The sequence below is a fragment of the Mesorhizobium sp. CU3 genome (assembly GCF_006442965.1).
Classification (GTDB): Bacteria; Pseudomonadota; Alphaproteobacteria; order Rhizobiales; family Rhizobiaceae; genus Mesorhizobium.
In genome coordinates this window covers 278,961-293,576 of sequence record NZ_VFWX01000002.1, presented here as the reverse complement: position 1 = coordinate 293,576, position 14,616 = coordinate 278,961, and the positions used below count along the sequence as shown (strand labels likewise).

Sequence of the window (14,616 nt, the reverse complement as noted above, 5' to 3'; positions counted from 1 at the left end):
GACCGATGGGCGACTGCTGGACGCGCCTCATCTCCGACGATTTCGGTGATGCCTGACGGTCAGGCGAACTCGTGCGGCGCTGCGCAAAAACCGGCGATGATCTGGCAGAGGTCCGGCTCATTGATCATCTGGACGGCTTCGGTCGCGCCGACCCATTTGCGCGTGCGCGCGCGCTTCTCTTTCCAGCGATCGGCGACGCGGTCGACATGCAGCGGAAACACCAGCACTTCGCAAGGCACTTCCTCGCCTGAACCGAGGACCTTGGCGTAGAAATAGCGGCCGGCCTCGCGATGCGAGACCGTGCCGCGCAAGCCTGCTTCCTCGCCGGCCTCCCGCGCAGCCGCTTCGCACAGCGGTTCGCGTGCTTCCGGCCAGCCCTTGGGCAGCACCCAGCGGCCTGTGTCGCGGCTGGTGATCAGCATGATTTCGACACCGTGCTCGCCCTCGCGCCACGGCAGGGCGGCTACCTGCAGACGACAAGGCGCAGTGCCGAAGAGTCGCCGGACTCTTTCGGCCATCTGGTTCTGTGTCGTCGGCCTCGTCAACATCGGATGAGCTGCCCCCAGCCTCCAGAATCGTTTGCCACCTTACGAATCTTACGGCGAATTATCAGCTTTAGAAGTAAAAAAATTCACACCGGGGGGAATATCCCCCCAAAAATAGTCAATCCTTTAAAGACGTTGTGCCTCGCGAGGGCTGTTGCAAGGCACGCCACTGCGTTCGGGTCGGCTTCTTATGTAAAAGAACAGTTCTTATCCGGCGTGATCGTCGGCGATCGGCTTCTGGTAAGTGAAGCCCATGTCCCACGGAAAATAGATCCAGGTGTCCTGGCTGACCTCGGTGACGAAAGTATCGACCAACGGTCGGCCCTTCGGCTTGGCGTAAACGGTGGCGAAATGCGCCTTGGGCATCATCGCGCGGACAATACCCGCGGTCTTGCCGGTGTCGGTGAGGTCGTCGATGATCAGCACGCCGGCCCCGTCATCAGCAAGCAGCGGCGGCGAGATCTCCTTCAACACCTGCAACTGACCCTGGCTGGTGTAGTCGTGATAGGACGCGACGCATACCGTCTCGATCACGCGGATGCCGAGCTCGCGCGCGATGATGGCCGCCGGCACCAGGCCGCCGCGGGTGATGCAGACGATCGCCTTCCACTGCCCCTTGTTGGCGCCGGACAGCCGCCAGGAAAGCGCGCGGGCGTCGCGATGGAACTGGTCCCAGGAGACGGGAAAGGCTTTTTCGGGAAGGGACATGGTTCGCGCACTCCGCAAGCGCGCGCCGCAGCGCGCAGACACACTGGAATGCAGGCGGAATTAGCCGGAAAGCGCCAGGCTTGGCAAGGGCAGGGGCGGGCGATGGCTGTGGACTTACCGCGACAGGAAGGCCGCCACGTTGGTCGTGCGCAGCACCGTGCGGGTGACGCCGCCGAACAGAAGCTGGCGCAGCCAGGAATGGCTGTAGGCGCCGAGCACCAGAAGATCGGCGCCGGATTCCGCGATGCGGGTCTGGATCATGTCGTCGACCGCGGTGCCGCCCGACTGTTGCACGCAGACGCTGACATTGGCGCCGTGGCGCGACAGCGCCGCCGCGATCTCGGCGCCGGCCGCCTCGGGCGACTCGTCAAGCGATTCCGGCGGATCGATGACGAGGATATCGGTCTTGTCGGCCTCGACGATGAAGGGCAGGGCGTCGAAGGCGGCGCGCGCCGCTTCCTTGCTGCCGTTCCAGGCAAGCAGCACGCGCCTGAAGGTGGTCACCAGCGGCCCGGCATGCGGCACCACCAGCACCGGCCGGCCGGCGTCATAGACCAGAGTGTCGACATCGGCGCTCGGGTCGCCGCCGGCGTCGCGCTGCGCGGCGATGATGAGATCGGCGGCGCGCACGCTCGATATGCCGGTCAGCGCGCTGTCGCCCGAAAAACTCTCCAGGCTTCGCCACTCGAAGGAGAGGCCGGATTCCTCGATCCGCTTGAGGAAATAGGCCTGCAGCTTGTCGGCGCGTTCCTTGTTCATTTCGGCCGAAACCTGCAGGAACTCGGTGTCCGGGAAGCCGGTCGCCGATGTGTAGGGCACCGGCAGCGCCTCGGCATGGATGCCGATCAGGTGGCTCTCGAACCGCTCGGCAAGCGGAAGGGCGCAATCGAGCACGCGCTCGGCGTCCTGCTCGTTCTGCAAAATGGCGACGATGGTCTTGAAGCGCATGACGTTTCCCTCAATTGCCGGCGCATGCCGCACCGCGGCAGAAACGTCGCAATGTCGCGCTTGGTTCCGGCTCGATCGAGGCCGGGCGGACGTACCAACCCGCGTTCTCAGCTCGCCTTGGCGAAGCCCGCGACCATCGCCTCGACATCCTTGCGCGCGGCCTCAAGTGCTTCCTCGCCGCGGGCGCGCACGACGAGCTCGGTCCAAAACTTGCCGTCGCCATATTTGGGGTAGGAGCCGATGATGGTGTCGGGATGCGCCTTCTGGATGTCGGCCAGCGGACCGCCGATCAGGCCCTCGCCGAACGGGCAATGCACTGTGGCCGACAGCATCTTGGTGCCGGCCTTGAGCGTCGGCACGACATTGTCGAGCATGGCCTGGAAGATCGACGGCACGCCGGCCATGACATGGACGTTGCCGATACGGAAGCCCGGCGCGACGGAGACCGGATTGTCTATATGGTCGGCGCCGCGCGGCATGCGCGCCATGCGCTTGCGCGCCTCGGTGAATTCGATGCCGCGCTGGGCGTAGCTCGCTTCCAGCAAAGCGTAGGCCTTGGCGTCATATTCGCAAGGCACGCTGAAGGCCTTGGCGATAGAGTCCGCGGTGATGTCGTCATGGGTGGGGCCGATGCCGCCGGTGGTGAAGACATAGGTGTAGCGGGCGCGCACGGCGTTTACCGCGGCGATGATCTCATCTTCCTCGTCGGGAACGATGCGCACTTCCTTCAGGTCGATGCCGATCGCCGTCATGATGTCGGCGAGGTGGCCGATATTCTTGTCCTTGGTGCGGCCGGAGAGGATCTCGTCGCCGATGACGAGCATGGCGGCGGTGACGATTTCAGGCATGACGGGCTCCGGCGAGAAAGGTCGCCTGAGATAACGCGACTGGCGGCCGGCCGCAATGCGACAGCCGGATTGCGCTTGTGACGCCAGTTGTTGCGGCTATGGTGCGGCCGGTCAGATCCGGGTGAAACAATGCTTCTATCGATCGTCTCCTGGCTGCTCGGCGGTCTGCTCGTCGTGGCTGCCCTTGTTCTTCTCGGACTGGTGGTCGCAACCCGGCTAATCGCGGCGAAGGCCGAGCGATTGGTGCCGGCTTGTGGAAAATTCGTCGAGATCGACGGCAACCGCATCCACTATGTCGAGGAAGGCGAGGGCAGGCCAATCGTCTTCGTGCACGGGCTCGGCGCGCAACTGCATCACTTCCGCCGGACGCTGTTCGGACGTTTCGGCTCCGGCTACCGGCTGATCGCGCTCGACCGGCCGGGCTCTGGCTATTCGGTCCGGGCAAGCGGCGCGACCGGCCGGCTGCCCGAACAGGCGGACGTGATACGGCGCTTCATCGAGAAGCTCGGGCTGGAGAGACCTTTGGTCGTCGGCCATTCGCTCGGCGGCGCCATCGCGCTCACGCTGGCGGTCGAGCATCCGCAAACGGTTTCTGGCATCGCGCTGCTTTCGCCGCTGACGCATCTGGAATCCAGGATACGCCAGCGATTCGACCTGCTCTATGTTCCGTCGCGGCTGCTGCGTCGCATTCTCGCTTATACGGTGGCGATACCGGCGAGCCTGCGCTACGCCGAGCCGACCATGCGGTTCATTTTCGCCCCGCAAGCGGTTCCGGCGGACTACATGATCGGAGGCGGCGGATGGCTTGGGCTGCGCCCGGCGCATTACTTCGCCACCTCTTCCGACGTCGTCGCGGTGGATGAGGACCTTGGCCGCATCGAACAGCGTTACGGCGAGATAGAAATGCCGGCCGGCATCCTGTTCGGCAGCGCCGACCGTGTCATCGGCGAGGCCGTGCATGGCGAGCCGATGCTGGACCGGATCCAGGGGCTGGACTTCGAGCGGATCGAGGGCCTCGGCCATATGCCGCAATTCGTCGATGCCGAACGGGTGGTCGCCTTCATCCGGCGCATTGCCGCCCGCGCCTTCGCAGTCGTGAACTGACTTTGAGCGTAGTTTCTCTGAGTTGACCAGTGTCGAGCCTCAACCGGCTCACGAGGCCGTCACACAAACGTGTCGAAAGCCTTGGTTTTTCGTGATTTTCCGGCCGGAACCTTTGACCGCGAGCGGGGGTTTCATGCGCGTCGCCGGCCAGATTTCGGCGATCAACGGAATGGAGACTCCAATGCTTAGGAACATCATAGCAGCCTCGGCGCTCGTGCTCGCCATGAGTGGCGCGGCGATGGCTCAGTCGTCCGGCGACTGGTCGTGGTGGCACAACAACGCCGCCTCGAGCGAGCGGCCGGTCGACCGCACGACCACGGGCGCGATTGCCGGGGGCGACTCTTCCGGCCTCAACATCCTCGGCAATACCGGCGCGATGGGCCCGTGCGCGTCCAACACGCCCGGACCGGACGCCAATGCCGAGGGGAACGTGAACGATCACTATTGCGGCAAGTAAGAGACCGTTTGGAAATTCTACTCTGGCGGCCATCTGATGGCGTTTTCTGCGCTTCCGGTGCTCACGGACCCAACTGTCCGCTCCGCTCCGGTTCTCGAAACCACCACCATATGACTCGCCAGAGCGAATCTCGAAACGGTCTCTAAGCCCGGCGCCCGCCAGCGGCCGTCATGAAGGCTCGGGCAGGGTCGGTCGCGGCGCGGGCAAGAAGATCAGTTTGATTTGAGCAATTCCGGGCAGAAGCTGCGGCGAAGTCGCCGCGCTCAACCGTGCGACACCTTTGCTGGAATTGCTTAGTCAGACACTTCGGTCTGCGGCCTGTCGCGGCCGTCGGCCAGTTCGTCGTGCCACTTGCCTTCGGCATCCTCATACTGGATGCCGTCCGTGGTGCCGGCGACCTGTTGTTCGGCGGATGCGATCTCGGCGGCCCGCAGCGCTTCCTGGTGGGTGCGGAACGTCTCGGAAAAGGTCGCGCCCACCTTGTAGGCCCAGCCGCCATCATGCTCGACGATCTTGTAAGTCAGCTTCGCCATGAAATCCTCCGGTTGAGAAGCCTGCTGGAGCGTTCACGGAAACGATGAAACGCTCCAACTCCTTGATCTACGCAATCCCGAACGGGAACCACTCACACTTTTCCTGAACTGCTCTAGTGCAGCCTTCCGTCAGGCAGCCCGTCCTCGGGGACCAGCACTTCCGACTCCCTGGCTGCCTCGATCAGGGCGCGGCGTGCCTCCGCAATCGAACGATAACCTTCCAACGCTTTGAGGCAAGTGTCGAGAGCATCACGATGGCGCTCGCCGCGATTGAGCGGCCAAACGGTCATCAGGCACTCGGCGGCTTCGCGGGTGCTGCTGATGTGGCGATATTTGCCGACGTGGCCGAGCTCGACCACCACCGGCTTTTCGAAGGGCTTGTTGTCTATCATGGCCGCAAACGTAAAACGGCCAATTTGGTTGCAATGGTGACGAGGCGCCTGCGCCCAAACGTCTCATCACCTTGGGGCAATCGCGGCGGTCAGCCGGCCTTTTTGACCCAGTGTTCCATGGTCGTCACCGATCGCGCCAGCTGCGGGGCGGGGTGGATCTTCTCGCTGAGCGTCGCCGCGGCGCGCCAGCCCCAGCGCGGATCGGCAAGGAAGGCGCGCGCCAGCGCCACCATGTCGGCGCGGCCGTCTGCAACGATCGTCTCAGCCTGGCCGGGATTGTCGATCAGCCCGACGGCGCGCGTCGGGATGCCTGCGCCCTTGCGCACGGCTTCCGCCAGATGCACCTGGTAGCCCGGCCCGGTCGGCAGTTTCTGATGCGGCGAGTTGCCGCCGCTGGAACAGCAGAGGTAGGCGACGCCCTCGGCCTTCAGCGCCTTGGCCACATCGATCGCCTCGTCGACGTCGAAGCCGCCATCGACCCATTCCTTCACCGAAAGGCGGGCGCCCAACATCAGCTTCGGAGCGGCTTTCTTCACCGCCCGGGCGATCTCGACGGCGAAGCGCATGCGGTTTTCCAGCGAGCCGCCCCAGCGGTCGGTGCGCTGGTTGGAGAGCGGCGAGAGGAACTGGAAGATCAGGTAGCCATGCGCGGCATGCAGTTCGATGAAGTCGAAGCCGGCGCGGTCGGCGCGCCCGGCGGCCTCGGCGAAGCGTTCGATCAGCCGCAGGATTTCGTCCTCTTCGAGCGCGTGCGGCACCTGCCAGCCGGTGTCATAGGCGATGGCCGAGGCCGACACGATGGGCCAAGGGTCCTGGTCGGGCTTCAGCGGCCCGCCGCCTTCCCAGGGCCGCTGGCACGAGGCCTTGCGACCGGCATGGGCAAGCTGGACGCCGAATTTGGCGTCGGGCGTCGCGACGCGCCTGGCGGCATCGAGCGTGCGCCTGGCCGCCGCTTCATTGTCGTCGGAATAGAGGCCGAGGCAGCCATGCGAGATGCGCCCGCGCCGTTCGACGTCGGTCATCTCGACGGTCACCATCCCGGCGCCCGACATTGCGAGGTTCATCCAGTGATAGACATGCCAGTCGCTGGCCGAGCCGTCTTCGGCCGAATACTGGCACATGGGCGCGACCGCGATGCGGTTGGGGAAGGTGAGGCCGCCAAGGGTGATCGGCTGGAAAAGGGCTGACGTCATGAAAAGCTCCGGCAAGGTCACGTCTATCTAGGCACTGGTTTTGGTTAACACCATACACGGGCCGGTGACAGCTGTGCTGGACCAACGGCTTTCCCGGATTGCGCAGGCGCGGCTTCCCCGTTACCCCTCTGCCAGCGAAAACACGGAGTCCGTCATGGAAGATCGCATTCGTATCCGTTCCGAGGAAGTTTTATCCGACGACTGGGCGGTGCTGAAGAAGACAGTGCTCGACTATCGCCGCCGCGACGGGCGTTGGGAAACGCAGATCCGCCAGACCTACAATCGCGGCGACGGCGCGGTGATCCTGCCCTTCGACCCCGAGCGCCAGACGGTGCTTCTGGTGCGGCAATTCCGCTATCCCGCCTATGTCACCGGCCATCGCGAACCGCTGATCGAGGCCTGCGCCGGCCTGCTCGACGAGAACGATCCCGAAACGGCGATCCGCAAGGAGGCGGAGGAAGAGCTCGGCTACCACCTGAACAAAGTGGAGCGGCTGTTTTCGCCCTATATGAGCCCCGGCAGCGTGACGGAGCGGCTCTGGTTCTTCGTCGCCCGCTACTCGCCCGCCGACCGCATCTCGGCCGGCGGCGGCGCGCCGGAGGAGGGCGAGGATATCGAGGTCATGGAAATGCCGCTGGACGAGGCGATGGCGGGCATTGCCGATGGGCGCATCGTCGATGCGAAGACGATCATCCTGGTCCAGTATTTGAAGCTTAATCCGATGAGGGATTGAGGTTGTAGCGGGTGGCCTGCCTTCGGAAGCTCGAAGAGCGAATGCTGGTGCGGACGACGGGAATCGAACCCGTACGATCAGAGATCGAGGGATTTTAAGTCCCTTGCGTCTACCAATTCCGCCACGTCCGCGCGCCGCGATTACAAGCACTTAAGGCGATTCCGGTCTAGCCCTGTGGGCGAATTTGCCACCGGATTGGCGTCTTATATGCCTCTTGCTGTCCTCGCCGGTTCTCATCGCAGCTTCGATCGCCGCTGCCGCGCGTTCGTACGACAATTGCGCGTAAACCGACAGCGTGACCGCGGGCAACGCATGCCCTAGACGACGGCTGATTGCAACCACGCCGAGACCGGCGGCGATAACGTCCATACGCGCGAGGCTTTTGCCTAAGCCGTTGCACCGGGGAGGGCAGGCTGATGGCTTTACAGCCCCAAGGTCCAGCCAGCCTTTGGCAGTCTAATCGGCTCCTCAGGCTCGACAGCTTCGACCAATTCGGCCGCAGCCTTCAGGACCATATCCGCGTCGTGGTCGATGTTATCGAAGTGCTGCATGATCTGAACGCGCAGGCGCACCAGCCGGTGGAGTTCGGTGCGTGCTCCAATAGTCAAGGGTTCGAACTTAAACAACGCGGTTACGGCTCCCCAGTGCCCGGTGATGTCCCGGCTAACCGTCTCTCGGATCGAGAGCCCCCACGAGACCGCCATACGGCGTACAGTCCCCAACCTTTGACGTACCTTTGGTGACAGCCGAAAATCCGCATCCGGGTGTCAGACGCTCCGGGCCGTGGTTCGCGTCGGCAAGAATTTCAAATTAAAAAGTTGCGCTCTCGACCGCTTTTCGCAGGTCGAAGTGGGCTTCTTGTTTTTTGGCGCCACTGAAACGAAGGCCCGGAGCGTTCCGGGCCCGAGATAGGCCAATGGAATGGCCGGTGCCACCTCAGGTGTCTGGGTTTTGGGGGATCAGTGGCACCGGCCGTGCGGGTGGGTTGGCGGACCCGCGCTGCTGAATTTATAGTTACATTAGGAATCGCTCAATCTGGACTGAGTGCCCAAAAGCATAGCGGCCCAAAGCTCGCCGACACCGCGCCTACTTTCGCCGAATGACGGTGTTTTAGCCGGGATGCACGCACGCAATGCGTGCGTCGTTACACCCTAATGAGTACTCTCGGGCTAAAATAATCAGCAGAATGAGCCCGAAACGCTTTCATACCCCGACCCTTGACGCAGACAGCTGCGGCTCCAAGTTGCATTGTGGGCCGGCGAGGCAATTTCCCCTCAAAAATTGCAGTCGCTTGCCTACCCGCCGTAGAATCCCTGCGGCGGGTTTTTTGTTGGATGAACGACGGCACATGGGTCGCATTCATGAAGAAACGCGGCCTAAAAGACGGCCGATGCCTTCCGTTGGGCGGAATTGCCGAAAGGAGGCACCGGCCGGGCGGTCCCGGCCCTAACAGCGCCCAACCGGGATAAGGTCGAGATGCGGCTTTAGGAAACTAGACGCGCCAGCCTGCACCTCAATCTGGCTTGAGTGCCCATGCGCCACTTGGAGGTTGCCTGAATGTAAGCGCCGGCCAAAGAGAGGTGTGCGCCGCAAGCCATAACTGAGTCTTTACGTGACGTCACCCGGCCGCACGTGTTCGATACATCGCACGGGGGCATTTTGCCAAATTCGGCCGCCATCGAAACGGCAGGAAATTGCAACATTAGTGATATTTAAAATTCAACGTTACCCGAATCCAGCTCGTTAGGCTTTTTCTGCCAGCATGCAACCGGCTTTCAGGGGTGGAAACCATGCGCGGGGCAGGTTGGATCAGGGGCTTGCGGGAGGCCGAGGCGGTGCAGTTGCGCCGTGAGATCGGCCGACTCGAGCGGAATATGCTCGATGCCGCCAACTCGAAGGCCAAACGCAACCTGCATGATGCCGCGCATGCGCTGCGCTGGCAAAAGGCGAGGCTCAGGCGGCTGGAGGAGTGCCTCGCCGCCATGCCGGCCGCGAAAATCGCTTCTGACGAGCCCTGACGGGTCCGATTCAACCCTGCCTTGAAACTTAACCATTATTGGTCCGGCGCTTGCGGAGCAGGGGCGCGTTGGAAAGTGGCGCGATCGCGGAATTACCCTTTACCCAGGGGAAAGTTAGGGTCTTCACAAGGCGGCTCGATCCGCCGAAGGCCGGCGTCTTTCAGGCCCCTACCCATTCCCCCGCCCCCTGCGGGCGCCGGCCAACCCCTTTCAGCGATATATGGAAGAAGTAGGGAGTATCGTCGCTGAGACGGTAAGTCTTTGAGGCTTTGTTTTGCGCATGCTGTCTCTCAAAACCGCAGCGCAGTTTTGGGCGGCGTGCTTAGAATTTATAGCTGAAATTCACCCCGAGCGTCTGCAGCTTGACGCCCTGGTCGCGGTCGGAGAAGGCGTCGGGGGCGTCGAAATGCTCCTTGGAGAAATCGTAGTAGCGGTACTGCGCGCCGACGACGACGCGGTCGCTGAAGGCGTAGTCGACGCCGGCGCCGAGTGTCCAGCCGGTGGCGGTGCGCGTCTGGGAGAAGGCCGTGCCCGCCGCCTGCGAGGTTTCGGTGCCGGCGAAAGCGAAGCCGCCTATGCCGTAGACCAGCACGCGGTCCATCGCGTAGCCGGCCTTGGCGTTGACCGATCCGAACCATTTGACGTCGGTGCCGAAGACGTTGCCCGGGCTGGCGGTGGCTGTGCCGTCGATGGCGGCATAGTTGAGCTCGGCTTCGGCGCCAAGCACCGCCTGGTCGAACTGCCACAGTCCGGCGATGTGGCCGCCGATAAAGCCGCCGTCAATGTTCGGGCTGAAGGAAAACGGGCCGCCGTCGTTTCCGCTGATGTCGGACTTGCCCCAGCCGTAACCGGCCTGCGCACCGGCGTAGAAGCCGGTCCAATCGAAGCCCGGCGCGGTCATCGGCAGGTCCAAATCCGCCGCCTGGGTTGCCCCGGACAGAAGCGCAAGAAAGCCGGCAGTGGCGAGCGCCAGGCGACGCATCGAGCTCTCCGAAAATGGCGGTTTCGAAAGCCTCTCCAGTACAGACTAACGCCATTCGCCGTGAAACGGAATTGTATCTCTGCAACAGTGGTTTACGTCGATGGAACGCGGCGCTTGTCGCGCCGCGCATGCCCAGGGGCTCTTTCGCTATTTGGCGTCGATGAAATCCAGCGCCGCCTGGCTGTACTCGTCCGGCGCCTGCAGCATTGCGAAATGGCTGGCGTTGGGCAGGATGATCAGCTTCGCGCCGGGAATGACCGACGCCATGTATTCGGTGTGCGCGCGCTTGATCGCCTCGTCATGGTCGCCGGCCACGATCGCGGTCGGCGTGGTGATCTTGCCGAGCTCTTCCTTGGTCCAGGCGGGTTGCGATTCCCACATATGGCTGATCTGCGCGACGAAGGCGTCGTACTGCTCGGGGGTCTTCGACAGTTTCTTGTAGTCGCGTCCTGAGCGCTCGATATAGGCGGCGAAGGTCTTGTTGGTCATCACGCCCGGATCGACGCCGTCGGTGGTGACGTTGGCGGCCTGTGCGAAAAGCCTGGTCAGGCGCTCTGGATGGTGAAGCGCGATGTCGATGCCGATGATGCCGCCGTCGCTCCAGCCGACCAGCGCGGTCTTGTCGATCTTGAGATAGTCGAGCAGGGCGAGATAGTCCGAGGCCATGAGGTCGTAGCCATAGGGCTCGTCGGTGCGGGTCGAGCGGCCGTGGCCGCGGCTGTCGGCAACGATGACCTTGTGCGTCTTGGAAAGAGTGGCCACCTGGCTTGCCCAGATGTCCGCATGGCCAAGGCCGCCATGGATCAGCAGCACCGGATCGCCCTTGCCGAAGACGGCGTAGTACATCTGGATGCCGTTGACCGGTGCGTAGCCGCTTTCGTCGGCCTTGGGCATCTGCGCCGGCTCCGGCAGGGTCAGCCAGCGCTCCTCGGCGGTGGCGAATGCGGTCGAAGCGACAAGCAGGACGGCAGCGGCGAGCACATTCCAGAAACGGGTCATCTTCCCCTCCGATAGGTCGGCCTCAGAGGTCAGCATCGCCTTTTGCCTGGATTAGTCAACAAGCGCGGCTTTCCTCGAGGTGTTCAGGCGGACGGCTCTGGCTCCGCGCGCTGACATTTGCCAGAGTGGCGTTCAGAAGAGGACTCGCCGATGACCAAAGCCAAATCCCAAAGCGCCGCAAGACCGAAAGCCTGGACGGACGTGGCGACGCATCTCGTCGATGTCGCCATGGGGCGAAAGCCCGCCGATCTGGTCGTCCGCAACGGCCGCTGGGTGAATGTCCATTCGGGCGAGATCATCCCGGGCACCGACATCGCCATCGCCGCCGGCCGCTTCGCCTATTGCGGGCCGAATGCCGGCCATACGATCGGGCAGGGGACCAAGGTGGTCGATGCCGGCGGGCGCTATCTGGTGCCCGGCTTTTGCGACGGGCATATGCATGTCGAAAGCGGCATGGTGACGGTGACGGAGTTCTGCCGCGCGGTGATCCCGCACGGCACCACGTCGATGTTCATCGATCCGCACGAAATCGCCAATGTGCTGGGCTTGCCGGGCGTGCGCCTGATGCATGACGAGGCGGTCGCCATGCCGGTCAACGTGCATGTGCAGATGCCGTCCTGCGTGCCCTCGGCGCCGGGACTGGAGCATGCCGGCGCCGAACTGACGGTCGCCGATGTCGCCGAGGCGATGACGTGGGAAAACATCATCGGGCTGGGCGAAGTGATGAATTTCCCCGGCGTCGCGGCCAACAATCCGGTGATGTCGGGCGAGATCGCCGAAACGGTCAGGGCCGGCAAGACGGTCGGCGGCCACTATGCCTCGCCCGATCTCGGCCTGCCGTTCCACGGCTATGTCGCCGGCGGCGCCGAGGACGACCACGAAGGCACGCGCGCCGAGGATGCGATCGCGCGAGTGCGCCAGGGCATGAAGGCGATGCTCAGGCTGGGCTCGGCCTGGTACGATGTGGCGTCGCAGATCAAGGCGGTGACCGAAGGCGGCATCGACCCGCGCAACTTCATCCTGTGCACCGACGACAGCCATTCCGGCACACTGGTGCATGAAGGCCATATGGACCGGGTTGTTCGCCACGCCATCCAACAAGGGTTGAAGCCGGTGACGGCGATCCAGATGGCGACGCTGAACACCGCCCAGCATTTCAAGCTGGAGCGCGAGATCGGCTCGATTTCGCCGGGCAGGCTGGCCGATCTGCTGATCGTTTCGGATTTCGCTGAGATGACGATAGACGAGGTCTATGGCCGCGGCGTCAGGCTGGCCAAGGCCGGCAAGCTCGAAATCGATATCCCGGCTTATGACTATCCGCAATCGGCCAAGAACACCGTCAAGCTCGGCAAGAAACTCGCCGCCACGGATTTCGATATCGCGGCACCCCAGGGCGCCAACGAGGTGCGGGCACGGGTGATCGGCGTGATCGAGAACCAGGCGCCGACGCGGGCGCTGGAAGCCGACCTGCCGGTCGAGGACGGGCTGGTCGCCATGGATCGCCGCAATGATGTCTGCCAGATCGCGCTGGTCGAGCGCCATCGCGGCACCGGCGGCGTCACCAATGCCTTCGTTTCCGGCTTCGGCTATATGGAAGACTGCGCGATGGCCTCGAGCGTCGCGCATGACGCGCACCACATCATCGTCGTTGGCACCAACAAGGAAGATATGGCGTTGGCTGTCAACCGGCTGAGCGAGGTCGGCGGCGGCGTCGTGCTCTATTCCAAGGGCAAAGAACTGGCGCTGGTCGAGATGCCGATCGCCGGCCTGATGTCCGACGAGCGCGCGGAGATCGTCGCCGCCAAGGCCGAGCAACTGACCGAGGCGATGCGCAAGGTCGGCTGCTCGCTCAACAACGCCTATATGCAGCACTCATTGCTGGCGCTGGTGGTCATTCCTGAACTCAGAATCTCGGATGTCGGCCTGGTCGACGTGACGACTTTCCAGAAGGTCGATCTTTTTGTTTAGGTGGGGCTGGCGTTAGCCGATCATTCGCCGCCGGTGGCTATGGTCAGCACCTTGAACGGCGTGGTGATGACCACTTCGGCCACCGATCCCACGGCCTTGCCGATACCCTGGCCGATATTGTCCAGATCCGCCGAGCCGGGTTCGGTCGACCGCAGCGCCGCCGGCGTGCGCAGCCGGTCGCCAAGCAATTGCACCAGGACCGGGTTATCGGCGAATTTGGCATGGTTCAGCCGATCGCCGCCTTTGGTCTTGGTCAGGTCGACCACCACCACGCCGTAGCTCGCGAGATCGGCGGCGTTGCCGTAGTCGCCGACGCGCGGCTTGTCGCCGGAGATCAAGCTTGACAGCTTCAATGCCCGGTCGTCGCCGGAAAGCAGGATGGCGAACGGCTTGTCGGGCTTGCCGTAGCGGATCATCTGCTTCTTGAAGACATCGACGTCGATGTCCGGCGAGGCCAGCACGACATAGCCGAGCTTGCCGCCGAGATCGCGGTCGCCGGTGATGGCGAGCTGGCGCAACGCTTCCATCGTCAGCCAGGTGCCCATCGAATGGGCGATGATGTCGATGCTTTTCACGCGTGTCTTGGCGAGCATTCTGAGCGTCGCCTCGAGATCGTCGCGCGCAGCGTTGGCGCTGTCCTTGTCGTAGATGTAGCCGGTGGTCTTGCCGCTCGATGCCCAGGAGAACAGCACCGGCGTTCCGGGATATTTCGTGTCATGGGCGATCTGCGTCAGCCGGAAGACGCCGTCGTCGAAGCCGTTGTTGAAACCGTGCACGAAGACCATGGCGCGATCGCCGCTTATGGCGATGTTGGCGCCCACCGCCTTGGCGAACTGCGAGGCATCCGCATAGTGGACGACATCGGTGGCGGTGAACTGCTTGGCCGGATTGGAGTCGGCCGAGCCCTTGGCGCGCTCGATGGCGCCGACCTGGTGGATTTTCGGGACCGTCACGTCGACGCGGGCATAGGAGGTGGCCAGCGAGCGGTCGCCGTCGAACACCTGGCGCGGATCCTTGGTCGCCTGCTGGCGGGTCGTGGCGACGAAGATCTCGTGCGTGGCCGCGATGTCGGCGGCGGGCGCCGAAACCGTCTTGCGGTTCAACAAATCATGCGCGTTCTGGCCGGCGCAGCCGGCAAGGGCGAGCGCGAAGGCAAGGCCAGCGACGATCTTCACACGCATGGTCACC

At 63.5% G+C, this 14,616-nt stretch carries 16 protein-coding genes and 1 tRNA gene; 5 read left to right on the top strand and 12 right to left on the bottom strand.

Going from position 1 to position 14,616, the window contains the following annotated elements:
* Positions 1-59: 59 nt before the first annotated feature.
* The 4 genes from FJ988_RS04890 to FJ988_RS04875 all read right to left on the bottom strand — a co-directional run bounded on the left by FJ988_RS04890 (position 60) and on the right by FJ988_RS04875 (position 3,049).
* The gene (locus tag FJ988_RS04890) at positions 60-548 is read right to left on the bottom strand and encodes an NUDIX hydrolase (protein ID WP_140815627.1); all 489 of its coding nucleotides are present in this window, start codon (positions 546-548) and stop codon (positions 60-62) included.
* 204 nt (positions 549-752) lie between these two features.
* The gene (gpt, locus tag FJ988_RS04885) at positions 753-1,253 is read right to left on the bottom strand and encodes a xanthine phosphoribosyltransferase (protein ID WP_095765134.1); all 501 of its coding nucleotides are present in this window, start codon (positions 1,251-1,253) and stop codon (positions 753-755) included.
* Between the two features lie 114 nt (positions 1,254-1,367).
* On the bottom strand, positions 1,368-2,201 hold the full coding sequence (locus tag FJ988_RS04880; protein WP_140815626.1) for a universal stress protein: 834 nt from the start codon (positions 2,199-2,201) through the stop codon (positions 1,368-1,370).
* Between the two features lie 107 nt (positions 2,202-2,308).
* Entirely contained in the window at positions 2,309-3,049 is a 741-nt protein-coding gene (locus FJ988_RS04875) for a competence/damage-inducible protein A (RefSeq protein ID WP_140815625.1), read from the bottom strand.
* A gap of 129 nt (positions 3,050-3,178) precedes the next feature.
* Between FJ988_RS04875 and FJ988_RS04870 the strand changes: the two genes are divergently transcribed.
* Positions 3,179-4,153, top strand: coding sequence for an alpha/beta fold hydrolase (locus FJ988_RS04870; protein ID WP_140815624.1), 975 nt, complete (start codon positions 3,179-3,181; stop codon positions 4,151-4,153).
* A gap of 181 nt (positions 4,154-4,334) precedes the next feature.
* A complete protein-coding gene (locus FJ988_RS04865) occupies positions 4,335-4,610 on the top strand; it encodes a hypothetical protein (protein WP_140815623.1) in 276 nt (91 codons plus the stop codon).
* Between the two features lie 293 nt (positions 4,611-4,903).
* On the opposite strand, the gene FJ988_RS04860 is transcribed toward FJ988_RS04865, so the two are convergent.
* The 3 genes from FJ988_RS04860 to FJ988_RS04850 all read right to left on the bottom strand — a co-directional run bounded on the left by FJ988_RS04860 (position 4,904) and on the right by FJ988_RS04850 (position 6,728).
* Positions 4,904-5,143 carry a DUF2188 domain-containing protein gene (locus FJ988_RS04860; protein WP_140815622.1) on the bottom strand — a complete coding sequence of 80 codons (240 nt, stop codon included), beginning with the start codon at positions 5,141-5,143 and terminating at the stop codon, positions 4,904-4,906.
* Positions 5,144-5,256: 113 nt separating this feature from the next.
* On the bottom strand, positions 5,257-5,535 hold the full coding sequence (locus FJ988_RS04855; protein WP_140815621.1) for a DUF982 domain-containing protein: 279 nt from the start codon (positions 5,533-5,535) through the stop codon (positions 5,257-5,259).
* A gap of 89 nt (positions 5,536-5,624) precedes the next feature.
* Positions 5,625-6,728, bottom strand: a complete 1,104-nt coding sequence (locus FJ988_RS04850) for an NADH:flavin oxidoreductase/NADH oxidase (protein ID WP_140815620.1) — start codon at positions 6,726-6,728, stop codon at positions 5,625-5,627.
* Between the two features lie 154 nt (positions 6,729-6,882).
* Between FJ988_RS04850 and FJ988_RS04845 the strand changes: the two genes are divergently transcribed.
* Entirely contained in the window at positions 6,883-7,461 is a 579-nt protein-coding gene (locus FJ988_RS04845) for an NUDIX domain-containing protein (RefSeq protein ID WP_140815619.1), read from the top strand.
* Positions 7,462-7,506: 45 nt separating this feature from the next.
* Here the strand turns inward: FJ988_RS04845 and FJ988_RS04840 are convergent.
* Together FJ988_RS04840 and FJ988_RS04835 are read right to left on the bottom strand one after the other, a co-directional pair.
* Positions 7,507-7,592: transfer RNA gene (locus FJ988_RS04840), tRNA-Leu, on the bottom strand.
* A 291-nt stretch (positions 7,593-7,883) separates the two neighbouring features.
* Entirely contained in the window at positions 7,884-8,165 is a 282-nt protein-coding gene (locus FJ988_RS04835) for a hypothetical protein (RefSeq protein ID WP_140815618.1), read from the bottom strand.
* A 1,113-nt stretch (positions 8,166-9,278) separates the two neighbouring features.
* Here FJ988_RS04835 and FJ988_RS04830 point away from each other — a divergent pair.
* Positions 9,279-9,479 carry a hypothetical protein gene (locus FJ988_RS04830; protein WP_246688433.1) on the top strand — a complete coding sequence of 67 codons (201 nt, stop codon included), beginning with the start codon at positions 9,279-9,281 and terminating at the stop codon, positions 9,477-9,479.
* Positions 9,480-9,801: 322 nt separating this feature from the next.
* On the opposite strand, the gene FJ988_RS04825 is transcribed toward FJ988_RS04830, so the two are convergent.
* Together FJ988_RS04825 and FJ988_RS04820 are read right to left on the bottom strand one after the other, a co-directional pair.
* Entirely contained in the window at positions 9,802-10,461 is a 660-nt protein-coding gene (locus tag FJ988_RS04825) for an outer membrane protein (protein WP_140815617.1), read from the bottom strand.
* 147 nt (positions 10,462-10,608) lie between these two features.
* Complete coding sequence (locus FJ988_RS04820) at positions 10,609-11,460, bottom strand: alpha/beta fold hydrolase (RefSeq protein ID WP_140815616.1); 852 nt, start codon at positions 11,458-11,460, stop codon at positions 10,609-10,611.
* Between the two features lie 150 nt (positions 11,461-11,610).
* On the opposite strand from FJ988_RS04820, the gene ade reads away from it, so the two are divergent.
* Complete coding sequence (gene ade, locus FJ988_RS04815) at positions 11,611-13,428, top strand: adenine deaminase (protein ID WP_140815615.1); 1,818 nt, start codon at positions 11,611-11,613, stop codon at positions 13,426-13,428.
* A gap of 20 nt (positions 13,429-13,448) precedes the next feature.
* Here ade and FJ988_RS04810 read toward each other — a convergent pair whose 3' ends face one another.
* Entirely contained in the window at positions 13,449-14,609 is a 1,161-nt protein-coding gene (locus FJ988_RS04810; RefSeq protein ID WP_181183436.1) for an alpha/beta hydrolase, read from the bottom strand.
* Positions 14,610-14,616: the final 7 nt, after the last annotated feature.